Source organism: Enterococcus sp. AZ128 (assembly GCF_051714485.1).
Lineage (GTDB): Bacteria > Bacillota > Bacilli > Lactobacillales > Enterococcaceae > Enterococcus_A.
Genome location: NZ_JBIORZ010000002.1, coordinates 476,721 through 501,423, shown reverse-complemented (window position 1 = coordinate 501,423; position 24,703 = coordinate 476,721). Strand labels below are relative to the sequence as shown.

At 38.9% G+C, this 24,703-nt stretch carries 23 protein-coding genes; 19 read left to right on the top strand and 4 right to left on the bottom strand.

The window, feature by feature from the left end:
* Positions 1-161 precede the first annotated feature (161 nt).
* Genes IGI38_RS14185 through IGI38_RS14170 form a run of 4 tightly spaced genes read left to right on the top strand, consistent with a single transcriptional unit; the run spans position 162 to position 3,642 of the window.
* On the top strand, positions 162-1,007 hold the full coding sequence (locus IGI38_RS14185; protein ID WP_438731714.1) for a PRD domain-containing protein: 846 nt from the start codon (positions 162-164) through the stop codon (positions 1,005-1,007).
* Positions 1,000-2,421 (top strand): PTS transporter subunit EIIC, encoded by a 1,422-nt coding sequence (locus IGI38_RS14180; protein WP_438731711.1) that lies wholly within the window; start codon positions 1,000-1,002, stop codon positions 2,419-2,421. The genes IGI38_RS14185 and IGI38_RS14180 overlap by 8 nt, the downstream gene beginning before the upstream one ends.
* A complete protein-coding gene (locus IGI38_RS14175) occupies positions 2,390-3,175 on the top strand; it encodes a ChbG/HpnK family deacetylase (protein ID WP_438731708.1) in 786 nt (261 codons plus the stop codon). Before IGI38_RS14180 ends, IGI38_RS14175 begins: the two co-directional genes overlap by 32 nt.
* 2 nt (positions 3,176-3,177) lie before the next feature.
* A complete protein-coding gene (locus IGI38_RS14170) occupies positions 3,178-3,642 on the top strand; it encodes a PTS sugar transporter subunit IIA (RefSeq protein ID WP_438731705.1) in 465 nt (154 codons plus the stop codon).
* Positions 3,643-3,697: 55 nt separating this feature from the next.
* On the opposite strand, the gene IGI38_RS14165 is transcribed toward IGI38_RS14170, so the two are convergent.
* Positions 3,698-5,014 (bottom strand): sensor histidine kinase, encoded by a 1,317-nt coding sequence (locus tag IGI38_RS14165; protein ID WP_438731702.1) that lies wholly within the window; start codon positions 5,012-5,014, stop codon positions 3,698-3,700.
* A gap of 4 nt (positions 5,015-5,018) precedes the next feature.
* Complete coding sequence (locus tag IGI38_RS14160) at positions 5,019-5,693, bottom strand: response regulator transcription factor (RefSeq protein WP_438731699.1); 675 nt, start codon at positions 5,691-5,693, stop codon at positions 5,019-5,021.
* A 141-nt stretch (positions 5,694-5,834) separates the two neighbouring features.
* Between IGI38_RS14160 and IGI38_RS14155 the strand changes: the two genes are divergently transcribed.
* From IGI38_RS14155 to IGI38_RS14145, 3 genes are read left to right on the top strand one after another with little or no spacing between them, the layout of a single operon-like run.
* Entirely contained in the window at positions 5,835-7,340 is a 1,506-nt protein-coding gene (locus IGI38_RS14155; RefSeq protein ID WP_438731696.1) for an ABC transporter permease, read from the top strand.
* 18 nt (positions 7,341-7,358) lie between these two features.
* Positions 7,359-8,018, top strand: a complete 660-nt coding sequence (locus IGI38_RS14150; protein WP_438731693.1) for an ABC transporter ATP-binding protein — start codon at positions 7,359-7,361, stop codon at positions 8,016-8,018.
* 45 nt (positions 8,019-8,063) lie between these two features.
* The gene (locus tag IGI38_RS14145; RefSeq protein WP_438731690.1) at positions 8,064-9,692 is read left to right on the top strand and encodes an aryl-sulfate sulfotransferase; all 1,629 of its coding nucleotides are present in this window, start codon (positions 8,064-8,066) and stop codon (positions 9,690-9,692) included.
* 39 nt (positions 9,693-9,731) lie between these two features.
* On the opposite strand, the gene IGI38_RS14140 is transcribed toward IGI38_RS14145, so the two are convergent.
* Complete coding sequence (locus IGI38_RS14140; RefSeq protein ID WP_438731687.1) at positions 9,732-10,076, bottom strand: helix-turn-helix domain-containing protein; 345 nt, start codon at positions 10,074-10,076, stop codon at positions 9,732-9,734.
* Positions 10,077-10,260: 184 nt separating this feature from the next.
* Between IGI38_RS14140 and IGI38_RS14135 the strand changes: the two genes are divergently transcribed.
* The 5 genes from IGI38_RS14135 (at position 10,261) to IGI38_RS14115 (ending at position 15,208) form a co-directional block, all read left to right on the top strand.
* The gene (locus tag IGI38_RS14135) at positions 10,261-10,842 is read left to right on the top strand and encodes a hypothetical protein (protein WP_438731684.1); all 582 of its coding nucleotides are present in this window, start codon (positions 10,261-10,263) and stop codon (positions 10,840-10,842) included.
* Positions 10,843-10,852: 10 nt separating this feature from the next.
* Entirely contained in the window at positions 10,853-11,707 is an 855-nt protein-coding gene (locus IGI38_RS14130) for a LysM peptidoglycan-binding domain-containing protein (RefSeq protein ID WP_438731681.1), read from the top strand.
* Positions 11,708-12,259: 552 nt separating this feature from the next.
* A complete protein-coding gene (locus IGI38_RS14125; RefSeq protein WP_438731678.1) occupies positions 12,260-13,090 on the top strand; it encodes a hypothetical protein in 831 nt (276 codons plus the stop codon).
* A 756-nt stretch (positions 13,091-13,846) separates the two neighbouring features.
* Entirely contained in the window at positions 13,847-14,128 is a 282-nt protein-coding gene (locus IGI38_RS14120; protein ID WP_438731675.1) for a hypothetical protein, read from the top strand.
* Between the two features lie 321 nt (positions 14,129-14,449).
* Positions 14,450-15,208, top strand: coding sequence for a tyrosine-protein phosphatase (locus tag IGI38_RS14115; protein WP_438731672.1), 759 nt, complete (start codon positions 14,450-14,452; stop codon positions 15,206-15,208).
* A 25-nt stretch (positions 15,209-15,233) separates the two neighbouring features.
* Here the strand turns inward: IGI38_RS14115 and IGI38_RS14110 are convergent, their stop codons facing one another.
* Positions 15,234-16,775: a helix-turn-helix domain-containing protein gene (locus tag IGI38_RS14110; RefSeq protein ID WP_438731669.1), complete on the bottom strand. Its 1,542-nt coding sequence runs from the start codon at positions 16,773-16,775 to the stop codon at positions 15,234-15,236.
* Between the two features lie 288 nt (positions 16,776-17,063).
* Between IGI38_RS14110 and IGI38_RS14105 the strand changes: the two genes are divergently transcribed.
* The 7 genes from IGI38_RS14105 to IGI38_RS14075 all read left to right on the top strand — a co-directional run bounded on the left by IGI38_RS14105 (position 17,064) and on the right by IGI38_RS14075 (position 24,701).
* The gene (locus tag IGI38_RS14105; RefSeq protein WP_438731666.1) at positions 17,064-18,314 is read left to right on the top strand and encodes an O-antigen ligase family protein; all 1,251 of its coding nucleotides are present in this window, start codon (positions 17,064-17,066) and stop codon (positions 18,312-18,314) included.
* A complete protein-coding gene (locus IGI38_RS14100) occupies positions 18,311-19,348 on the top strand; it encodes a glycosyltransferase family 4 protein (RefSeq protein ID WP_438731663.1) in 1,038 nt (345 codons plus the stop codon). The genes IGI38_RS14105 and IGI38_RS14100 overlap by 4 nt, the downstream gene beginning before the upstream one ends.
* A gap of 15 nt (positions 19,349-19,363) precedes the next feature.
* Entirely contained in the window at positions 19,364-20,050 is a 687-nt protein-coding gene (locus IGI38_RS14095) for a YveK family protein (protein ID WP_438731660.1), read from the top strand.
* Positions 20,051-20,065: 15 nt separating this feature from the next.
* The gene (locus IGI38_RS14090) at positions 20,066-21,286 is read left to right on the top strand and encodes a polysaccharide pyruvyl transferase family protein (RefSeq protein WP_438731657.1); all 1,221 of its coding nucleotides are present in this window, start codon (positions 20,066-20,068) and stop codon (positions 21,284-21,286) included.
* Positions 21,283-22,671 (top strand): oligosaccharide flippase family protein, encoded by a 1,389-nt coding sequence (locus IGI38_RS14085; protein ID WP_438731655.1) that lies wholly within the window; start codon positions 21,283-21,285, stop codon positions 22,669-22,671. Before IGI38_RS14090 ends, IGI38_RS14085 begins: the two co-directional genes overlap by 4 nt.
* Positions 22,672-22,737: 66 nt before the next feature.
* Positions 22,738-23,469, top strand: a complete 732-nt coding sequence (locus IGI38_RS14080) for a WecB/TagA/CpsF family glycosyltransferase (protein ID WP_438731652.1) — start codon at positions 22,738-22,740, stop codon at positions 23,467-23,469.
* A complete protein-coding gene (locus tag IGI38_RS14075) occupies positions 23,466-24,701 on the top strand; it encodes a glycosyltransferase family 4 protein (RefSeq protein WP_438731649.1) in 1,236 nt (411 codons plus the stop codon). The genes IGI38_RS14080 and IGI38_RS14075 overlap by 4 nt, the downstream gene beginning before the upstream one ends.
* The last annotated feature ends 2 nt before the right edge of the window (positions 24,702-24,703 follow it).

Here is a 24,703-nt window from a genome sequence, read left to right as displayed (position 1 = left end):
GAGTTCAAAAGCAGTTGACAACGTTTTCCTTATCGGCTATTCTTTAAGTGAAATTTAAATAAAAATGGATTGTTACTCTTTGAGGCATTACCATTCTCTTTAAAAAAGGAGGGTGTAGTGTGTACTCAAAGAGTTTTTTTATTGGAAAGGCGGAGGAGTAAATGAAAATTATTAAGAAGATTAATAATAATGTTGCGGAAGCGATTGATGGGAATGGAAACCATTTGATTGCTTTTGGCAAAGGGTTAGGCTTTCCTAAAACTCCTTATGAATTAACGGATCTGAATAAAATCACAATGACGTTCTACAAATTAAGTGAATATTTTGAAGGGCTATTGAAAGAAATACCTGAGGAAATTTTGAATTTAAGTGCAGAGATTGTCAACATGGCTCAGAAGGAATTAAATGGACAATTGAATCCCACTTTGGTTTTTAGTTTGGCCGATCACATCCAGTTTTCGATCCAGCGTTTGACAACTTATAAAGATGTTCGAATGACATACTCGTATGAGATAGCTCAAATGTACCCAAAAGAAAGTTCATTAGCCGAAGAAACAGTCAAAATGATTCAGCAACAGACTCATATCGTATTACCTAAAGGAGAGCTGACAAGTATTACGATGCATTTTGTTAATAGTCAGTCAGAGTACAAAATATCACAGGAAGAAGTATTGATCGAAGAAATTATTCAGCAAACAACGATTTTGATTGAACAGGATCTGCACATTGTGATTGATCGCGATGAGTTTAACTACAATCGTTTTTGCATGCATATGTTTTATTACTTAAAGCGAATGCGCAGTGGAGAAGAACTGATTGGTCCAGGAATGGAAATGTTGGATTCAATCAAAGAACAACATTCGGAAATCTATCAGCTAGCACAAAAGGTTGGTACATTGATTGCACAACTTTATGGAATTGAATCGAATGAAGACGAATTGGTTTATTTAATGATTCATATGAACCGTTTATACGAAAAAAATATGAGGAGTAAAAAAGATGACTAAATTTAATGAATTGGCACAATCCATTTTAGAGAATATTGGCGGCAATGAAAATATTTCAAACATGACTCATTGTATGACTCGTCTACGTTTTAACCTGAAAGATCAAAGTAAAATCAACGAGGATAACTTAAAAGCAACAACTGGTGTCTTAGGCGTTGTTCAATCAGGTGGACAATATCAAATCATCATCGGACAGACTGTAAATAAGGTCTATAGTGTTTTATTGGATTTAACAGGTAGAGCACAGGAACAAGAAGAAACTGAAGAAAGCAAAGAGAAAGAACCGTTTACACTAAAAGGTCTAGGAAATAAGATTTTAGACTATTTGGCTGGAAGCCTAACGCCTTTGATTCCAGTACTAATTGCTGCCTCGATGTTTAAGATGGTCATGGCAGTTTTTGGACCATCAATGTTGAACTGGATTCATGAGGGCAGTTCTTTAGCAACGTTACTGACTTTTGTTGGCGATGCTGGATTCTATTTCTTTCCTGTTTTTTTGGGATACACTGCTGGAAAAAAATTTGGAGTCACTCCTGTTTTAGGAATGTTTTTAGGAGGCGTTTTGCTTCATCCGACTTTTACTCAGATTGCTGCAGATGGCACACCATTTGATGTTTTTGGTATTCCGGTTGCTACACAGAATTATGCAAGTACTGTGATACCAATGATTCTCTCAATCTGGATCATGTCATATGTGGAAAAATTCTTTAAGAAAATTATTCCGTCAACGTTGGGAACAATTTTTACACCAACTTTGACCATGGTGGTTATGCTGCCAATCACGTTAGTTGTATTAGGTCCCGCAGGATTTGTGGCTGGAGAATATATCAGTAAATTTCTATTATCTTTAGATGCGATTGGTGGTTTTCTAGCTGTGGCAATCATTGCAGCGTTGTGGCAATTTTTGGTAATGACGGGTATGCATCTATTGATGATCTCCACAATGATTACACTTTTTGCGCAAAATGGGCAGGATTCATTAGTTTCACCTGCAGCTATTGTTTCAAGTATGTGTGTTGCAGGAATGTGTCTGGGTTCGTTTTTACGTTTGAGAAACAAAAATGAAAAAGCACTTGCTTTTAGTTTTCTAGCTGCGTGTCTAGTCGGAGGTGTTACTGAACCCGGCGTCTATGGTTTGGGTGTTCGATACAGAAAACCGTTTATTGGTTTAATGGTTGGTGGACTTGCTGGTGGGTTGTATGCAGGATTAACAGGTGTCACCGCCTATACGTTGATTCCAGTAGCAAATTTTGCTTGTTTAATCTCTTTTGTTGGTGGAACTAATGGAAATATGGTTAATGGATTTATTGCTTGCGGAATAGGATTTGTCGTTTCAGCAGCTGTTACGTATGTCTTAAGTGTAAAGGAGGAAACAAAAGAAAATGACGAATTACTTGAAGAAAGTATTGCTTAGAGCGGATGACCTTGGTTATTCAGAAGCTGTTAATTATGGAATAGAAAAAACTGTGAAAGAAGGCTTAATTCAAAGTGTCGGAGTTATGGTAAATATGTCTGCGACCGCCCATGGTGTAGAATTATTAAAGAACGAACCAATCGCTTTTAGTCAGCACACGAATATTTGTATTGGAAGACCGTTGTGTGATCCAGAGCAAATACCCTCTTTAGTAGATGAAGAGGGAAATTTTAAATCGTCCAAAACGTATCGAGAAGCGGCTGTAGATTTCGTTGTCTTTTCAGAAGTAATGCTAGAGATTGAGGCACAATATCAACACTTTTTAGAGCTATTTGGAAAAAAGCCAGATTATTTTGAGGGACATGCAGTAGCGAGTGATAATTATTTTAAGGCGATGGAGCAATTTTCACTAGAGAATGAGTTGAAATATTCTGGATTGCCACAAGGTCAAGAGCCTAATTCTCTGACAAATGACGCATTTATTGATGTGAATGGTACGAAAGTCTATTTATTAATGGAGTCAATGCAGGCGAATTATGACCCTTATCGTACTTTTGAAAAGCTGCTTGCGAATCTTCATGAGGATGGGGTTGACATGATGATTTTCCATCCAGGTTATTTGGACGATTATATTTTAAGAAATTCTTCGTTGTTGATTCCTCGTACTGCTGAAGTGGCATTTCTTACTGATTCCGCTGTCAAAAATGAATTGGAGCTATTAGGTATTGAACTGATTAATTATAAGGAAGTGTAGGCATGTTTTTCAAAAAGAAAAAAAGTTTAAAAGCTTTTGTCACTGGAACGGCTGTTCCTCTGTCTGAGGTGAAAGATGAAGTCTTTTCAACTGGTGTGATGGGCGATGGCATAGCAATCATTCCTAAAGAAGGGCTGATCATTTCTCCAATAGATGGAAGAATAGAGGTGGCTAACCCGCAAATGCAACATGCAATCGGATTGAAGACTCAGGAAAATATTGAAATGCTTATTCATGTAGGAGTGGATACAGTAAATCTCAAAAATGAGGGACTTGAGCTGCTAGTATCTGAAGGTCAAAAGGTGAAAACGGGCGATCCTTTATTACGCTTTGACCGAAATATTATTTCTTCAGCTGGGTTGGATGATGTAGTAATGCTGATTATTACTGACTCCAAAGATTTTCAGTTTGATTTTTTAACAGGAGTTGAAGTGATCAAAGGAGAAGAAATTGCTACTTGGAAGTAAACAAGTATAAAACAAACCCGCGGTCATCTGATCGCGGGTTTGTTCGTTTTGTCGTCTATTTCATTGGCAACCGTATTTGAAAAACGACCCCTCTAGGTTCCCAGTCTCTTACGGACAGCTTGCCTTTATGCTGATTGATGATCTGTTTGGCAATCGCGAGCCCAAGACCATAGCCGCCGGTTTCTTTAGAGCGTGAGCGGTCTTCGCGGTAGAAGCGTTCGAAAATATGTCTTTTGTCTTCGTCGCTGATAGATGGCCCGTTGTTTTTGACTTCGATCAGCCAATTATCGTTGGAGATTTCAGATTGCAGGACGATTTTTTCTTTAGCTTCTGTGTATTTTAGCGCGTTGTCCAGTAGAATAACTAGAACTTGGTGGATACGTTTTTCGTCGACCATCATTGGTTGATCGGCGAAGTTTTCCAAGACGAAATGTTTGTCGTTCATTTCTGCGATTTCCTGGAAGGGCTGGGCTAATTGATGAATAAAGGCTTTGGGATCAACAGCTTCTTTTTGCAGAAGCAACTGATTTGAATCGCTGCGTGCCAAGGTCAGCAGATCTTCAGTCAAGCTTTTCATTCGTCGTGTTTCATTCAGGGCCTGGGCAATTGGTTCGGACTCTTCCAAGATTGTGTGATCGGGTCGGGTGAACAATTGCTGCAGGCTGTTTTGAATGATCGCCAGCGGTGTGCGTAATTCGTGAGACGCATTTTCGACAAATTCCTGTTGCTTGCGCCATGAGATCATGATGGGCTGCATGTTCATTTTTGAAATGTAAAAGCTTATTCCAATCGAAATCAACCAAAAGACGACCATACAGATAATCAGTGTTGTTTCGAAGGTTTTCATTGAGTCTGCGATTTGATTGGTATTGGCTAAAAATTGGATATAAGCGATGTCTTCTCCTTTATCTGCTTTGATTGTATACGAATGAAAGGAGAGTTTTTGACTAGAATCGCCTGCATTTTTTAAACTTAATGCTTGAACAGAATCGAGATTTTTCTTATCTAAGGTCAAATTTTCCAGTTCAGTGAACCGTCCACCAATTGTGTCTTTGTTGAGAATCGTTCCTTCTTTTGACCATAAAATGATTTGAGTATTGAACTTATTGTTGCCTTCTGGTCCATTCTCTCTCAGCTGATCGTCCGGCATTTGTGCCAGAAAAGGATTGCCCTGTTGGTACCGATTGATCTCCATCTGGATAAGGCGTTCATTTTCCGCCATCTGAGTTAGTGACAGGTCTGTTTGGCGATAGGCCGAGCTTTGCAGCAGCTGCAGAGTTATAAAACCTAATAATAGGAAGATACCTGCAAAAGCAGCAACATTTATGAAGAAAAATTTTAATCGTTGTTTTCTTGATATTTCGGTGTTCATAGCATCAATCCTTTTGTAAGATGTAGCCGACATTTCTCAGTGTTTTAAATAGCTGATCGACACCTGACGGCTTCAAATGTTTTCTTAAGTGACTCATGTACACTTCTACAACTGTAATGGTCGTATCGGAATCAAAGCCCCAAATCCGATCGAAGATTTGCTCCTTCGTTAAAATCACGCCCTTATTTTGGATGAAATAAACCAAGAGATCAAACTCTTTTCCTTGGATTGATAGGACATCATCGTCGACGGTCACTTCTTTTGTCGCAAGGTTGCAGATAATGTTTTTATAGACGATTTGATTCTCAGCAAACAACCCTAACGAACGCTTCAATAACGCTTTAACCCGCATGATCAGTTCTTCGCGATAAAAAGGTTTCGTCAAATAATCGTCTGCGCCTTTTTGAAATCCAGTGACTTTGTCTTCTAGGCCATCTTTGGCAGTTAGAATCAGCACAGGGGTTTGGATATTCTTTTCTCGTAATTCTGCTAAGATTTCGTAGCCGTTTTTCCCCGGAAGCATCAGATCTAGCAATATTAGATCATAAACACCACTTTCTGCTTCGAATAAGGCTTCTTCACCGTCATAGACCTGTGTGATCTCACCTAAATCCGCTAAGATTTCTTTTATATTATCTGAAAGTGTTGCTTCATCTTCTACTATTAAAAGGTTTATCATTGTTTTTCTCCTTCTTCATCTATTACTCCCTCAGTTTACCATGCTTTCCTAAATCAACCTTAAAAACTTTTTTATCTCGCTTAAGCTTCGGTTAAGCCAGCTTGCCTATTCTACAAACAGACAAATGAAGGAGGAACCAAAATGAATTATATCAAACGGGCGATTCAAAGCCTTTGGGCCAAGAAAGGACGCAGCATCATTATGATCGCCGTCTTTTCCGCCATATTAATTTTTGTATTAGCGGGGTTAACGATCCGAAGCGGCGCTGAATTGGCGACCACGAATGCGAAAAAAAGTGTCGGGGCGACCGTCACCTTATCAACGAATCGAGAGGCGATGTTCAAACAGCAGTCGGATTCAGATTCAGATGACGAAAGCAGTCGTCCAGATCCAGGCAGTTTTGAACAGACACCCGTTAATTTGAGTGATGCGAAAAAAATCGCAAAATTATCAAATGTTAAATCGTATTCATTTGAAGCAAGTACTTCAGCGGATAAAAGCACAGGGGTCACACCGATCTCGAGCGATAGCGACAGCGAAGAGGAATCTTCGGATGAACAAGCTGCCGGATTTGGCGGACAGGAAGCGCCTGGCGGAATGAGCCAAGGGGATTTCCAAATCAAAGGTGTTTCAAAAAGTAGTTCTTACAGTGATTTTTCATCAGGAACAGCCAGCCTAGTTGAAGGCGAGGCAATCACTTCGGATGATGAAGGGACTAATAATGTATTGATCGAGCAAAGTTTAGCAGAAGCAAATGATCTGAGTGTCGGGGACAAATTCAAAATTAAAGATACCGATGATAAAGATGTTGAAGTTACCATTAAAGGTATTTACAAAACAAGTGATTCTGGCGACAGCATGAGTGCTCGCTTCAACTTTATGAATCCAGCGAACACGATCTTTTCTTCTTATACAATGGTCAACACCTTGACTGGATCGGAAGGAAAAACGATCGATTCGGCAGTTTATAACTTAGATGATCCCAAAGACATGGACAGCTTTGTAAAAGCAGCGAATAAATTGATTGATACGGATACATTTAGCTTAGAAACCAATGATCAAATATATCAGCAAATGCTTCAACCCTTGAACAATGTATCAAGCTTCGCGAAGAATATCGTGATTTTAGTAGCCGCAGCCGGAGTCATTATTTTGACTTTGATTATTATGTTGTCGATTCGTGAACGTAAATATGAGATCGGTGTATTACTTTCATTAGGTGAATCACGGGTCAAAGTTATTTCACAATTCTTCGTTGAGATTTTTGTCTGCATGATCTTTGCTTTAGGGATCGCTGCAGCCAGCGGAAATGTCGTCGGCAATGCAGTCGGTAATCAGTTGTTGAGTCAGCAAACAACCTCGCAAAATGCGGACGGACAAGAAGCGAATGCGGCAGGAAACGGTGGACCAGGTCAAGGCGGCCAAGGTCAAGCACCTGGCGGTGGAAACGGCGGCCCTGGTGGTGGCGGACAAATGGGTAGCAATCCATTTACACAATCAGAAGAAATTCAAGAACTAAATATCTCAATGAAACCAACCGAAATTTTAAGTCTTGCAGGAATTGGACTAGGGATTAGCTTATTCTCGATCGTCCTTTCGTCAGCAGGAATTCTACGACTGAATCCGAAAAAAATATTGATTTCCTAATTAAAGGAGGAATTTTTAATGACACTATCAACAAAAGATTTAGGCTACTGGTATGAAAACAACGGACCATTATTCGAAAACGTTAATTTAACTTTTGAAAAAGGCAAAATGTACGCAATTTTAGGTACAAGCGGTTCAGGGAAGACGACTTTTTTATCCCTGATCGCAGGATTGGATACACCAAAAAGCGGAGAAATTCTCTATGACGACAAGTCGTTGAAAAAAATTGGATTGCGAGAATATCGCCGTAAAGATGTATCGATCGTGTTCCAAGCCTATAATCTACTGCCGTATTTATCGGCAGTAGACAATGTGGTAACAGCGATGGAGATCGCCCAAAGCCAACAGGCAGATAAAAAGGCCTACGCCTTAGCTAACTTGGAAAAAGTCGGCATTACCAAGGATCTAGCAGAGAAAAAAGTAACGATGCTATCTGGTGGACAACAGCAACGGGTCGCAATTACTAGAGCTTTATGCTGTGAACATGATCTGATCGTTGCGGATGAACCCACTGGAAACTTGGATGAAGCCACTTCCGGCGAGATCGTTAAGCTTTTCCAAGAGATTGCGCATGAGCAAAAGAAATGTATTATTTTAGTCACCCACGAACAGGACGTCGCTAAAGGCTGCGATGTGGTGTATGAACTGAAAAATCAAGAATTCAGCCAAGTATCTTAAGCAAACAGGATGTCGGTGCAACTAGTACGAATGAGGAGGAAGTGAATGAAAACAGCATTAAAGAAGGTAACATTTTTTATTGGAATGACCGTTTGTTTAACAGGATGCGGCGTGAGCGGCACAGTATCAAACGAGACAGAGGCAGATGCGCTTTCCGTTTCTTTGAATGAAGAGTGGCAAGAGGATCAGACGGAAAAAGAAGAGAAGTATCAATCGCTTTTGGAAAGCGGCGACTACGATGAAGACAACATTTATGTGAAGCTAGATCCTTATGATGCCAGCCCATTATCCGCGCTTTTGCTTTTCCAAACGGAAGAAGCAATGAAGGTGGATATTTCAGTCGCAGGTAAGGATGATGCGACCACGATCAAGAACAGTTTTGACGAGTATACAACCGATCATAGTATCCCAGTTTTAGGTTTATATGCAGATACTGAAAATGAAGTGACAGTGACGTTGACCGATGAATCAGGAAACAGCGTGGAAAAAAAGGTAACGATAAAAACAGGAACGTTAGCTAAATCCATTGCCAACATTGATGTCAAAGAAGCAGATACAACCAAAATGGACATTGGCGACAGCGAGTTGACATTTGTCGTTCCAAGTACTAAACGGGCCTATGCATTTGATGCGAATGGAGACGTTCGCTGGTATTCAACCCGTTACAACAGTCATATTTTTCAAGAATTAGACAACGGTAATCTGCTATATCTGACCAAAGAATCCAACGACGCAGAGACCTACAATGTATTACTAGAGACGGACTACTTAGGAAAAATTTACAAACGTTACGATTTTTCCAGCTCTAGTGCTGCAAATGATACAGGGAAAAGCGAAGGGGAAATGACAGTCATTCATCATGACGGTATCGAACTGCCAAGCGGGAACCTATTATTAACGGTGAATGACGGCAGTAATTATATTGAAGACACGATGATCGAGTTAAACCGAGAAACGGGTGAGATTGAGAAAACCATCGATTTGAAGGATATCTTACCTGAATCCTTCTATGAAGATTATGACTCCACAAGTCGTGAAGATGGGAAGAATGATTGGTTCCACCAAAATTCAGTGGAATATGATGAAGCAGACGACAGCATCATTATTTCTGGGAGGCATCAAGACACAGTGATGAAAATTGACTATTCCACAAACGAGATCAAATGGATCATGGGCGACAGCAGCGGCTGGCCAGACAGCTACCAGAAATATTTCTTAGACGGCGATGTCAAAGCCAGCGGTGGACAACACGCAGCGATCGTTCTGCCCGATCAGGACGATAATGAGGATACAACGGACATTTTGTATTACGATAACAATATCTCTGTGACACGCGGCGATGAAGTAGACTCCGAAAAATATTCGGAAGCTCGTCAGGTTCGTATCAATGAAAAAGAAATGACCATCGAAGAAGTTTGGACCTTCGGCGAAGACCTAGGCAAAGACTATTACACTAAAATCATCGGTAGTGCTCGTTACTTGAACAATACCGGTAATCGTTTAGTCAATTTCGGATTCCGTGATGAAGGTAAGACCAGCTCGATTATGGAAGTCACGGAAGACGGTGAAACAGTTTTAGATGTTGATCTTAGTGATTTTCCAACAAGTGCTTGGGCATATCGTGCCGAGCGATTCTCGTTATACAATAATAATTGGACGTATCAATTAGATTAAAAATATGTAAAAGCTGCGGAAATTTTCCGCAGCTTTTTGCTATTTAGGTTCCTCATAATTTGATTTCAAAAGACTTAATATTGATTCGATTATTATGAGCTGTTCCTCTTTCTTGAAGCTAGAGATTGCTTCTAGGAGTTCATTCAATTCATCACTACTCGAGGTGAAGTTGAAATTAAAGAATTCCTCATAAGAAATATCTAGTGCCTTAATAATTTGTTCTATAGTATCTATTTTCAAATTATATTTCTGATTCTCAAGTTTGTTAATATACTTAATCTCCAGCTCAGCTTGTTCTGATAGTTTTTCTTGACTCATCCTCTTTTTTAAGCGGAAGTACTTAACTCTTTCTGAGATTAATTTTCTTAATTCGTATTCTTCCATGTACACCATCCCTTTACTAATAGAATAAGGTGGTTTACAAGCCACTTTAACTACGTTACAGAACACTTATTTTTAATTATAGAGTTGCGTAGAACACTTTATAGTGGTATTATTTGTTCATAGTGATTAATAGCAATATATAAATATAATCTTTTCCCAAAGAACGATAATAGGAGGACAACTGATGGAAGAACATTCAATTAATTACAAAAGCATGAATTGTCTGGCTCTAATTAAATTTGGACATCGAATAGGACACGGTTGGTATCGAATATTGGTAAAAGCTGAAAAGGAACTCAGTGAACTTGGCATAGCGATTGAACGAGTAGAAAGAAAGCAAGGGATTCTTTCTCTTGTTACCGATTTAGAGCCAAGTGAACAGTCTTCTCAGATCCAAAATATCCTATATGAGGCAGAACTAGCTAGTGAAATGACTTGTGAATGGTGTGGTAACTATTCCGTTTCGCAAATATTTATTGATAAGGAACTTTTTACAATCTGTGAAGGGTGTGAAGAAAAATGTGAAAGTCTAGAAGGTGTTGAAAAACGATTGCGTATGAATAATAGTCAGGATCTTGAACAGGTAATTGTACGTATGAGCCTCGAAATCCAACGATTACAACATCAACTCGAACACTTTAAAATGGGATGTAATCATTATAAGAAGAGAAGTGAAAAATTATCGGAGAGATTGAAAAATAATCGTAATGATTATCAGAAGAAAAAAATACAAGTTGTGACTTCAAAAGAAAAAAGAACTTATTAAGGAGTGTATTATGAAAAAGAGAAGAGATATAAAGAAGCAAACAGTTATTAAAAAAAGAAAAAATTTGGGTAAAAAACTTGGAAAGGGTTTAGCTTTAAGTGCTTTTACAATGACAGGAGTACTCATATTAAAGGGACAAGACATACAAGCTTCAGAAATGGATGGTAAATGGGAAGCGCGATCGATTGAGCAAATCAAAAAAGATGTTGAAGGAAAAAAAGAATATACTATTGTTTGGGGAGACACATTAAGCGGTATTTCATTAGCAACGAATGTCTCAATGGAAAAACTAGCTTCATTGAATGGTATTGGAGATTACAACTTGATTTATGCAGGAAATAAGCTGGTGTTTGAAGGCAATGTCGTAACTGTTCAAGATCAAAATGGTGTAGTGACTGATCAACAACAAATTACGGAGTCGGATAAAATAGTTCCAAATCAACCGATTGGCGAGTCTGTTGGTCAGGCCTCACCAACTCCAAATATGTCAAATACACAGGACCAAACGAATGTCGAATCCTCTGATTCGGCTTCGACACCTTCTGGTAATGGTGAAAATAAAAATGACGGAACAACAGGCAATGGAAGTTCATCTGGTGGAACAAATAATGGTGGAGTGGTGACTAATCCTACGCCAAATCCAACACCAGACCCTGATCCTGCACCGACACCAACTCCAGAGCCACAAGTTCAATACACAGTCTGGTTCTACGCTTATGAAGGTGATGATCAATCAAAGAATATCGAAAAAGGAAGTCGATTATTCTCAACAGAGGGTGAGGCAACGAGCTTTATTGATGGATATGCGGATAGTTTATTAATGGAAGGAATTGCTGGAAGTTATGGCGTAATGTCCTGGGAATAGTTGATCACATCAATGTTTCGTATGGAGTAGCTGATTAAAATAAATCTGTGACTATCATTCAGTTTTTGGGTGATAGCCACAGTTTTTTTTACATGATTTATTTGTGAATAAACTCATTATAATCTCTTGATTGGTTATCACTAAATAGAAATTAGGATTTCATAAGGAAGGGAATTTGCCCCCTAAAAAACCATCAAAAGCTTAGGATTCGAACAATATACTTGAATTTTAGTTAGCCGAATAATACCTATGACTTACTCAATACTGATTCTATCAAAGTGGATAAAAAAACAAAATATGTAAAGATATTAATTGGAAACATACAATAAACTATGTAGGGTTTTTAATTAAAAAAAATGAGTTTAAGCGGAAAGGGAAATAATTATCAGATTTCAATAATTCAGAAAAAAAGAAATTATGTATTAAAAGGAATTTGAAACTATTTACGTAAAGAAGGAGTAGCAATTAGAAATAATGGGTGAGTCAGTATTGGTTATCAAACTTTGTGTATCTTTTATGTTAATATAAAAGATACAATAGGTGGTGGAGATGATGAGAAATAATAAGGCTGGAAAAAAGAAAGAAAGTACATATGACTTACTACTCAGATTAACTCAAATAAAAGAAGATGGAATATTAGTAAATGCTAGATATGATGAGGAAGTTCATTATATTCTATCTTCTTGGATAGAAGAGGCAGAAAAATTGAAGCAAGAGAATGACAAATTAAGAAAATACCTTCATGTAAAAATAACAGAACAAATGGATCAGAGAATGAAACATGATTATGAACAAGAACAATTAAAAGTAAATAAATTGGAAATTGAGAATAAAAATGCACAAGAAAGAATCAAAAAATTGGAAGAGCAATTAGAGAAATACTGTAGAAATATAGACTTGGATAGCCAATCTATAAATGCAAGGAAGCAGCTTGAATTAAAAGAGAATGATACCTATACAATCGAAAATACTATTAGTACCGACAAAGAAGTAAAAGAATTACTTGAACCGATGTATAAAGCATTATCCGTTTTGGATGAAGTCGCGGAAAGTTTAGATGAAACTAGTGAAGATTCAAAAAAGGTATGGCCATTTATTTATCAGAAACAGTGTAATAAAGAAGAATTAACTCCAGAGTTGAAAGAAGAAAGACGGAAAGAGCTACGTGGAAAACGTGGCGGAAGTCAATTGTCAGATAAGCAGATCAAACGCTTGTTGCTTATTTATAAAAATAAAGATCAAGTTCCAATAACTCAAGCAATAAGTAAGTTGGCAATTACACGTAGGACTTATTATAGAGTGATCAATTTAGATTACACTTATGAAGAAACTAGAAAAAGAATCAGAAAAATTGCTGACAAGCTTGGTGTAGTTTTACCCTAAATGAAAAATGCAATTATACAAAATAAAGAATCTTTTTTAATACATTTGAACACACTAGTGTTGCAAAGATTTTTCCAACTAATTTAAATTTTGAACTAAAGCTATCCAAGCACAAAAAACTTTATACTGCTCTCGGATGACTTATCCAAGACCAATATAAAGGACTCAAGCATAGAGAAGTATAACGCAAAAACTGCTTTTCAGAGATGTTTTTCTTCAATAAGTTTGGATGATTTGTCTGAGAAAGCCAAAAGATTGATCAAAAACTTCGATCATTACAGGCGGAGATTACCCAGAAAGTGATTTTTGAACCGTTGGGATTACACAGTACCCATGCTAATCCTAAACAAGCTGCGAAAGAGGAAACTATCATAACAAGGAATAGGCTATCCTTTTTAAGAACGTAGAAGTACCAAGTGGCAGTCAAACCAGCTTTGATTCCAACAGGCTACATTACTTCAAACGTGAAGGACATCAGCAGGTGTTTGCAAATTTATTTGGGAGCGGTGGATGTGAAACCACAAATGAAGTGACTCATAGAGAAATCCCACCAACCGAACACGGCTCATCAAGTTGATAAAAATACACGTTATGCGGCTTGGTGATTTGTGCTGAATGATGACACGAATGAACATTTCTGCGATACGCAAAACTATTCCACGAATTTCATCATCAACCCCGATATCCAAATGGGCGTTTGTGTTTTTAACGAATATCAATTCAACTGCGAACACAAATATGATGGCGGAAAATATCATGAATATTATGGAAGATAAAGCTATCACTCCTTATCAATTAGATTTTTGGGTGACGATTGACATCACTTTCTCCATTATTACCTTCAACTGTGTTCCACTGATAGTTTTCATGCTGATTATGCTTGTGCGCATCAAGAAGCGTTATCGAAAGGAGCATCGAGTGAAAAAAATCTCAGGAAAGAGAATCGCCTTTCTGCCTACCTTTAGCAACGGATGGTTCGCATTGAACGCTTGGGCACCGTATAATATGTATAAAGGTATAGATTCTTTCACGTTCTAACGATTTTACTTATCGCAACAGCTTATACAGTTAGTATTTATCCGAAAAAGCAATAAAAAGAGAGGCCAAGTTATTTGGCTTCTCTTTTTTTGGAGAATAAGGGGATTTATTGTTTAAATAAGATCAACTTGAAGCTAAAGTATTCATCACCTCTTTTATATTTTTGTCGAAAAATTAACAGTTTTTGATGGGGACAATTTAACGATCTTTGGTAGAATCAGGAAAAGGAAAGATGGATACACTTTTTTATACTTGTTTGGTGAGGATTAAGTGGTCTTTTTCCTTGCGAAAAAAGAGATCAGATAGTTTGGAGTGATGTGGGTGATTGATTTACATTGTCATATTCTTCATGGGGTAGATGATGGGCCTCAGACGCTTGATGAAAGTATTATGATGGCCCATGAGGCTGTTCGACAGGGGATTACACATATTTTGTGTACGCCTCATCATAATAATGGAGAATACAATAATCCGGCTTCAATGGTCATTCCAGCAGTTCGTCGTTTACAGCAGGAATTGGATCAACGGGGGATTGCACTAACTCTTTATGAGGGCCAAGAGGTTCGTATAACGGGTGAGTTGATAAAACAGATTGAGCGTCAGGAGATTCTATTTACTGATATAGATAATCACTACTTATTGATCGAATTCCCAACTTTGGAGGTGCCAGCTTTTTCCGAGCAATTGTTTTTTCAGCTGATCGAACGAGGTCATACACCGGTTATTGTGCATCCAGAACGCAATGCAGTTTTTACTAGAGATCCGAATCGACTGTTGCCATATTTGAAGATGGGGGCGTTGACACAAGTGACAGCGCCAAGTATTGTCGGTTATTTTGGCAGAAAAGTTCAAAAAACAGCTCACACAATGTTGGCAAATAGGTTGGTTTATATGGTTGCTTCTGATGCTCATAGTATTCAGCATCGAGGTTTCTATTTAAAAGAGGCGTATCAGGCGATTGAAAAGAGTTTTGGGTTGAGCACTGTGATCACGATGGAACAGATGATTAAGGATCTATTGAACGGGGATGAAGTACAACGTCCAGCCTATCAGAAAATAAAACGTAGTCGCTTTTTTTAAAGAACGACATAAAAAGAGCTTGTATTCATGAAAAGGATACAAGCTCTTTTTGCTGGTTTTTAACTGTAAAAAGTTCATTTAGTTTTTCTTCTAATGTATGAAAATCTAGCTTTGTCGGCTCTCTTGGAATAACGATATTTGGGATCAAAGGTTTTTCATCTAAATACGTCCTTCTTGTCGACAGCAGCAAGTCAATCGAGCTGATTTCACGCATGCAATCATGATGGGTATAAATCTCCAGTTTAAACCGTCCAATAAATTCATTTTTGATCATTTTGATCAGTTTATGTTCTTCCAAGTTGGATAGATCGGAGGCCAAGAAAATCTGTAAAGGTTCTTCTATCTTATGGAGCGGTGTGATTGATTCCAGCAGTAAGGAATAAACGGACAGCAAATAGTTGGACTCTTTAAAGAGGGCAAAATTCGTCTTTTTATAAAGCAAGCGAATTAGTTCTTTTGATCGGTTCTGCATATGAAGAGGAGTGCCTCCGCTAGCCTGTGCGCAAAGTTCATATGTATAAAAGCCAGTTTGTTCTTCATTCTGGAACAATTGACCGTATAGGTGTGCACTGTATAAACTTTTATCGACAATTTTTAGGTCTTCCTTTGAAATGAAAAGATTTTGCTCGTCAAATAAGAGTTGTTTAAAGATCTCGACGGATTGATGCAGCTGGGTTTTCTTTTCGAAATGAAAGGCACTGAAATTTTTTCGAATGTAATTATCATTAAAGACTTCATCCAAAGTAAAAATATACAAAAAAAGAAATCCTACCTCATCGCGCCGATAAAGTTCCTTTGGCAGGACATCCTTCAACTCACAATAAAATTGTTCGAACAGATCATTTTTTTCAATATTTTCCCATAATTCTTTGGTCAAACAAATGTGTTTTCCTTTTTTTGTCCGCTCGATACTTACTGCGATCAAACAAAAAAGCTTTTTATAGCCAAAATCGGATAAACATAAGTGAAAAAAAGGAACGATCCGTTCAATAATTTTTTCTGTAATGAGTTTTGTCGTACTGCCACAGGGCCAATTCCCTCTAGTATGGGAATTCAACAATAAAAAGAAGCTCAATCTGCGGATCTGAATCTCATTTCCCATTAGTTCCAAAGAGCGCCGCTCAATCGATATCCCTCTGGGTGATAACTCTTTTCGAAACTTATTGATCATGCGCCATAAGGATGATTCGCTAACGTAATACTTGTGTGAGAACTGAATGATCGAGGTCATTTTTGAGAAAAAAATCCTCATTAACAATTGATAATTAATGGTCGCCTCAATGATTCGAAAGATCAAATCCTCTATGACCGGCTCAAAGTCATAATGCAGAAAATACCCCTTTTTCGTATGACTCTTCAACACGATTTCATTATTTAAACCAAAAGAATCGATATCTTCTTCAATAAAGGAAAGGTACTTCAAAATGGTTCGCTGATTAATTTCTAATTGAACAGATAGTTCGTCAATAGACAACCAATTTTTACTTTCCTTCATTAGATAAATAATTTTAATTTTTGTAACCGTCTCTTTGTCGAACAGGTCCGCATGTTGGTTAATTAATAACATCTTTATTATGCGCCTCCCTCCACTACTTTAATGCGTCAAAAACGTTATAAGTAATTAAATGATGATAAGCAATAAAATGGTTTAGCAAAATAATTTCTGTTTTGTTAATATCAGTTTTTTTATTTTATGGTTATTATTTTATACTTTCATCTTAAAGTTTACCTGTCAAATTCCGACCTGTAATTAACAAAAAAAGATGTTTAGTTAATTATTTGTTGAATTATTATTAACTTATATTTTGTTAGTTACATGACGAATGTGGCTATTTCTAATAGTGGAAGGAGATGTATGGTGGTCGATCGGATAAAGATAAATATTTTTTTGCTGTTAATAATGCTCTTTCCTTTAATAGATGTTTTCAACGGAGTGTTTATCTCTTATGGCAATAACATTCCATTAGGAACTGTCTATCGAATCGTTTTTATTGCCTATATTTTTTTTGGTGTTTTATCGAAAGGGATAAAACGGTCGGGCGATTATATTCTGCTGCTTGTTACGTTATTTTCGTTGTCGATCATTTGTATCGTTCAAACCGTTTTCTTTAAAACAGGACTTTCCTTATTAGTAGAAGAGCTGTCTTATATCATTCGCTTCTTTCTCTGCCTGTTGATTCCTTTTTTCGGCAAACAATATGAGGAGTATCTATCCACTAAGAAATTGGCTTGGTTAACGATTATGTTGGATGTCCTGTTAATTGCCGGCTTGATCATTCCGTATCTGTTTGGTCTGGGAAATAGTACTTATGATGATACGGCTGGTTTTAAAGGCTTCTATTTTGCGACGAACGACATTGCTTATGCCTTTTTGATCATGCTTTTTTTCATCGGCTGGTTTCTGATTCAGCGGGAGAAACGAGTGATCCCAGCAGGTGGTTTAGTAACCCTGTATTTCCTTAATATGTATTGTCTGCTGATCTTAGGAACAAAGTCGGGGTTGCTGACAGGGGTTCTCTATTCCATCTATTTACTATTCTATTTTCTTTTTTATTATCGGAGCCACACGTTGTATGGACAATTCTTTATTTTTGAATTTCTGTTAGGATTGCTGTTTTTCCTGCTGATGAAGGGAAAAGAACTTTTGCTGGAATCTTTGTCCAGTATTATCGCACGATTTTCCTATTTTCGCACACTGTATCAGGATGATCTGCCGAGATTGTTGCTTAGTTCAAGAAATGTTTATTTTCAGGATGCAGTGACCAACTTTTTACAGCTACCTAAGAATCAATATGTTTTTTGGTTCGGTGCGGGTTTTGAGAATCGTTGGAACTGGTATGGCAGAAAAGGCGGATTAATCGAGATGGATTTTTTCGATATGTTTTTTTCTTATGGAATTATCGGGACCTTAGTTTTGCTGGCAGTGATGGGCTATTTTCTGAATCTGGCGGTACAACGAGGTGTGAATAAATTCTGTGTATTCTTACTACTTTTTACGATTATTTATAGTTTCTTGGTGGGGCATGTCTTTTTCTCGGCGTTATCGGCGACCGTGTTTGGGTTTATGTGCTTGCTCATTCAGGAAATAAAAAAGGAGCAGACATGACAAAAGTATTAATGGTAGGACCAGAAAGTTCGGGAAAGGGTGGTATCTCAACGGTAATTCGGAATTTCATTCACTACTTTCCGCAAAATCAAGACTGGCAGATACAGTATATCTTTTCATGGAAAGAACAGAGCAAATTGCGCTATGCGATGCGAGCTTTTCGTCGAGTGCTTATCGATACCGGAGGACAAGAGGAAGCAATCATTCATTTCCACGTATCGCAGGATGCCAGCTTTTACCGAAAAGCATTGCTGCTGAAGGCGACGCAAAAAGGAACAAAAACGATTTTTCACATGCATGCGCCAAACTTTGATCAGTTTTACGAAGAATCGTCTGTCAGTAAGCGACGCTACATTCGCCGGATATTGAATAAAGTGGATTTGATAGTCGCATTAGGTGAGGAGTGGGCCGAGTATTACCAAAAGCTGACTACGACGAAGGTGATCGTGATAAATAATGCCGTTTTTGTTCCACAAAAAAACTGCTATAACGCACAATCAATCAATGTTTTAACCTTTGGTCGCATCTGTGAGCGAAAGGGCAGTCATGACATTCTCACACTCGCGAAGCGAGTCCAAGATGATCTGCCGGATATTCAATTCCATCTTTATGGAGATACAGATGAAACCACGCCAAAAATCATTGGAAAAATGAAACAGCTCGGTTGCACCAATGTGGAGATACATGGCTGGACAACAAATCAAGAAGAACTGTTAACGGATTGTAGTCTGCACCTTATTCCTTCCTATCATGAAGGGATACCGATGGCAATCTTGGAAACGATGGCTTCGGGTATCCCAAACTTGGCGACGGATGTTGGCGGTGTTGGTCAAGTAGTAAAGGATCAAGAAAATGGTTTTCTTGTGAAACCTGGTGATGTCGATCAAATGGAGCAAGCGATTCGTTCCTTCTTTGCTTCTAGCGAGAAACGCCAGCAATTTTCAACGAATGCCAAAAAGATGATCGAGGATCATTTTTCGATTATGGCTTATCTTCAAGCCTGGGAGCACGTTTATAAATCATTATCTGGGTAAGGAGAGGAGTTAGTCATGTATTCATTCAAGGATTTCTTGCAATTTCTATGGCAGCGCTGGAAAACGATCGTGGTCATGACGTTATGCTGCATGGCAACTGGTTGTGCCGGATTCGTTTTTCTAGATGGCTTTCAATATACCAACCAAGTCTCCTTTTTATTGCCTGTAACAGAACAAACCGTTGAGGCAGGCGACGGAACAGATGAGCAAGAAATGGAAAATACGATCGTAGCCAGCAATATAAAGCTGATCGAAACCTATAAGGAACTGGTGAAAAGTGATGGAGTATTGCAGGAATTGCAGAAAGAACATCCCCATCAAAGCAAACAGTCGCTTTTGAACGCCTTAACTGTAACCAGCAGCATCAACTCGCAGTTGTTCACGGTAAATGTGACGACAGATAGTCCAGAACAAAGCCAAAAAATCGCACTGAGGCTGAGTAAGAGCTATCCCCAAATAGTGGAGAATAGTCAGTTGCCACGAAAGGTATTCCTACTTTCCGCACAGTCGGTCGAAACGATTCGAACGCCGGATATATTCAGATTAGTACTTGGAGTTTTTTTTATAAGTTTCATTTTCAGTACCTCCTCTAGCTTTATTTGGTCTTACTTATGTGAAAGAAAGTTCCTGAGAACACCAGAAACACTTCAGAAACTTGTAGAGGCAGAGCCTCTTGGAATCGTGGACTTTTATGATAGATAAAAAAAAGAAAGTAGAGTGTCTGGTTTGAAAGCATTACTAGTTAGTTTTATTGACAGCTCAAATATCGGTGATCGTTTAATAGCGGAAACCTTGTCAGAGCAATTATTAATCGGCATCGAAACGAAGAAATACAGCTACAAGTTCATCGAGGAGTCGCAAATCACGATCAATCAGGAACTGGTCCGACGTTCGAAAAGCCATGAGTTATATTACAAATATTTGCGGCCGATGCCATTTATGAAAAATATCATTAGTAAAGGGAAGTGGCGTAGATCACGAAAGCGGATGTACGACCCGACAACTATTCAGCAGTTCGAAACAGCCTTAAAGCAGACCGATTTCTTAGTTATTGGTGGTGGAAACGCGATATTCGATTCGTCACCAGCGACACTCTCTGCCCGACGTTTTGATCGAGTAGTTTCCTTGGCAAAAAAGCATCAGGTGCCAATAGTTGTCAGTTCGATAGGAATCGGCCCTTTTTCTACAGAAAAGCAGGAGCAAGCCGCTATTGATACGCTAAAAAAGTGCGATTATGTGACTTTTAGAGATCGCCGTTCACTGGATTATTTAAAGAATGCTCATCATTCAGCAGCCTACGCTTCGGTCGATCCGGTCTTTCTTTTACCGGCAAAGCTGCCATTTGAGCAATTGAAAACTCAAAAAGGTTCGCAACAGCGAATTGGGATCTGCGTGATTGATTATCGTATTACCGGCTGTTCATACAAGGCTTATCAGCGCTATTTGGAGGAAATGGGGAGGTTGATCCAGCAACTATCCGGCTCCAAAAGAGAGATCATTCTATTTTCTTCTGAAGTACAGGATTACGAGACAATCGAGGCCCTTTATTCTGACTTCCAAAAAGATCCTCAAGTCGATGTCGCTTTCATTAAGGACAAGGACGACCTGCTAGGTTTATATCAGACGTTGAATGTAGTCGTTGGTACCCGAATGCACTCCATGATTGTAGCCGTGTCACAATATGTGCCGATCATCGGTTTGTCGTGGCAGCAAAAGGTTGTCGAGATGTTCAAAAATCTTGGATTGGAAAAAGATGTGTTGATGATTGAGGATTTGGCGTCCGAAAGAGACTACATAGCGGAAAAGGTTGAAGAAAAATTGGTGAACAATGCACAGGAAATGAACCAGATGAATCAGTGTAAAAATCAGATGCGAGCAGCCTTCGAGGTGAATCATCAACTGATTGACGCGGTTCGACAAAGCTTGGTAGATCCATGAATCAATACAAGAAATTGTTCAATGATTCGTTGATTTTCGCTATCGGTAGTTTTGGCAGCAAACTGATTACTTTTTTCTTAGTCGGTTTTTATACCTTTTATCTAACAAAAAGTGAATATGGCACGGCGGATCTGTTGATCAATACAGTTAATCTTCTCCTGCCGATCACTAGTCTCAGTGTTTCAGAGGGTGTTTTACGCTTTGTTCTGGATAGTAAAAGTCAGCGAGAAAAAGAGAACTGGTTAAACACGGCGATGAAAATAAATTTGCTTGGACTAGGGATGACAGGAGTTTTTCTGACGGGTGTTTATCTATTTGGACCGCAATGGGGTGTTTCCTCCAATGTGGGTTTTCTAAGTTTTGTTCTGTTAGCGATGCAATCGGTTCAATTAATCCTTATGCAATACCTCAAAGCAATCGGAAAGCTGAAAATTTATGCCGCAAACGGGATTCTGTTGTCGTTGTTGACCTTACTTTTTGGTGTTTTTTTCTTTCGACAAATGACGAACATGCTAACGGCTTATTTTTGGTCACTCGTTCTGGCAAATAGTCTATCGTTAATTTTTTTATTGATCAATATCCCTATGAGCGCATGGTTTACAAAAGTAAATCAACCGACCGCTCAGCAAAGAAGGCAGTTGATCGGCTATAGCTTGCCTTTGATTCCAAACTCTGCGATGTGGTGGATTCTTACGACTTCTAGCCGCTTTATTATGACCTTTTTCCTTGGTGTGTCCAGTAATGGGATGTACGCGGCGGCCAGTAAAGTTCCTAATCTACTATCGGTGATCGGTTCGATCTTTATCCAGGCTTGGCAGTTATCAGCGGTAGAAAATTATCACAAAAAGGGTTCTGGCAGCTTCTATCAAAAGGTCTTCAATCACTATAGTACGTTGCTGCTATTTTTCTCAGGATTGATTCTGCTGTTTTTAGATCCTTTGGCCTCAATCCTGTTGTCGAAGGAATTCTACTTTGCTAAAGCATACATTCCTTTGCTGCTGGTAAGCAATTTCTTCTCCTGCGTTTCGGGTTTTTTCGGAACAACGTACATTGTGGTCAAGAAAACCAAAGGAGTATTGACGACTTCATTGGTGGGTGCGGCAGTGAACTTGATCGCCAGTTTCCTGTTGATCCCGCTGATCGGTATTAATGGGGCTTCCTTGGCCTCAGCTTTGGGCTTCTTCATCATTTTCTATTTACGGAAAAAACAGACGAATCGCTTAATGAACATTCGTTTATCTACCAAAAAAATGAGCTTTCAATTCTGTTTGTTGATTTTTCAGACTGTGTTGAACCAATGGCAGCCGTTTTCTAAGCCGCTTTTGATGGCTAGCCAATTACTGATCCTGGGATTAATCGCTGCTGTTGATTTCTTCCCAAAATGATAAAAATGACGACTCGCATCTATCTGTGTGTTTCAAGGAGCAGAATGAGTAACTATGGAGGTTGAGATGAATAAAATTGAACTATTTGATCTTCGGATTGATGACGGAGACTTAGAGGAAACCGTGGCGGAAATACTTGACCGGATTCAACGAGATGAAGTTATCGAGCATATCGGAGTGAATTCCAACAAGGTCGTTCTTAGCCGCCGCAATGTCAAGATTAGAGAAATTATTCAGCAGGCGGACATGGTTAGTGCCGATGGGTATTCCGTTGTTCGAGCCTGTCACTGGCTTAAAAAGAAAAAGATCGATCGGGTCACCGGCATCGATACGATGACGGAGCTGCTCAAGCAAGCAGAGGCGTTGGAATTTACGGTGTATTTCCTTGGGACCAAGGAAGAAATCTTAGATAAATTATTGGAAACAATCCAACAGCAATATCCTAAATTGATTATCGCCGGCATGCATCATGGTTATTTCAAGCAGGAAGAGGAGAGGGAAGTGGTGGAAAGAATTGCCGCTTGCCAACCACATATGCTGTTTATCGGGATGACCTCTCCTTATAAGGAAGAGTTTGTAAATAAATATAAAAACGATTTGAATGCCAATTTGATTATGGGTGTTGGTGGCAGCTTCGATGTGCTGTCCGGTGAAATTTCGCGAGCTCCGGCTTGGATGCAACGCAGTGGGTTTGAATGGCTGCACCGATTCATGAAGGAACCGCGGCGATTGTATAAACGTTACATTTTCGAAAATCTCTATTTTGTCTACTTAACTGTACAGGAGAAAATTAAATGAAGAGGCTGCGCGTATTGTTGCTAACTTATGGCGCGTTGCCGGTTCCAGCAGTCAAGGGTGGGGCAATTGAAACCCTGTTAGTTTCTTTAATAGAAGAAAACGAAAAACAGCAATTGTTAGAGCTGATCATAGTGTCCACAGACGATCCCACCATTTCTAGGTTTAATCAAACCCATCAACATACCCAAGTAATAGCGGTGGAAACAAAAAAGCGGCCGCTTTGGTGGTTCATACAAAAGTGTTGGAACAAGTGTAGAATGTTAGCAACCGGGAAAAGAAAAAACCTGATTCCGTACCCAAAATTAATCGTAAAAACAAAAGAGTATTTACAGGAAGAAAATGTAGATTGTCTGATCGACATGAATTGTCCAGAGCGAATTTCTGCGATTCGTTCCTTTTACACAGGCAAGCTGGCGGTGTATTTACACAACGACTACTTGAATACACAAACTTATCAAGGGGAGAAAATTTTGCAGCAACTGGACGGTGTCTTGTCTGTCTGCGATTTCCTCAATCAACAAACTCAAATAATAACTAATTCAGGGAATTGGCCGGAGTTTTATCGCGTGAATAATGGAATAAAACTGACAGAATTTCAACCAGTAAATAAAAAGGAAAAACAGCAGGTGAGGTCCCAGCTCCAGCTAAATGAAACCGATCGAGTTATCATCTTTTCCGGCCGCATCACAGAGACCAAAGGTGTACACCTACTGCTAGAAGCATTGAATCGAATCGACTCCTTGGAAAATGTGAAGCTCTTAGTTCTAGGTGGCACAACCTACAGTTCGGGTGAAAAAGATAGTTATTTTAAAAAGGTCATCGCGCAGGCGGAAGAGCTTCCTATCGATGTACGTTTCACTGGATATATTGAAAAAGAGCAAATTCCTTACTATCTAAAAGCTGCGGACATTTGCGCGATACCGTCGATTTTCCATGAAACTTGCTGCCTTTCAGCGGTGGAAGCCCAGGCCATGGGTATTCCCGTAATCGCCACAAAAATAGGCGGAATTCCAGAGTACATCAGTGAGAAGAGTGCACTGTTGATTGATTACGATCAGCACTATCTTGAAAAGTTTGCGGCAGGGTTGGATAAGCTTATCCATGACGATCCATTTCGTGATCGATTGAGTAAAGAAGCCGTCAAAGAGAGGGAACAACATTCGCAGAAACGCTACTATCAGGAATTCGTCGGAAGCATCAATCAATTAGCCGCAAAAAAATCTAATCACTAAGG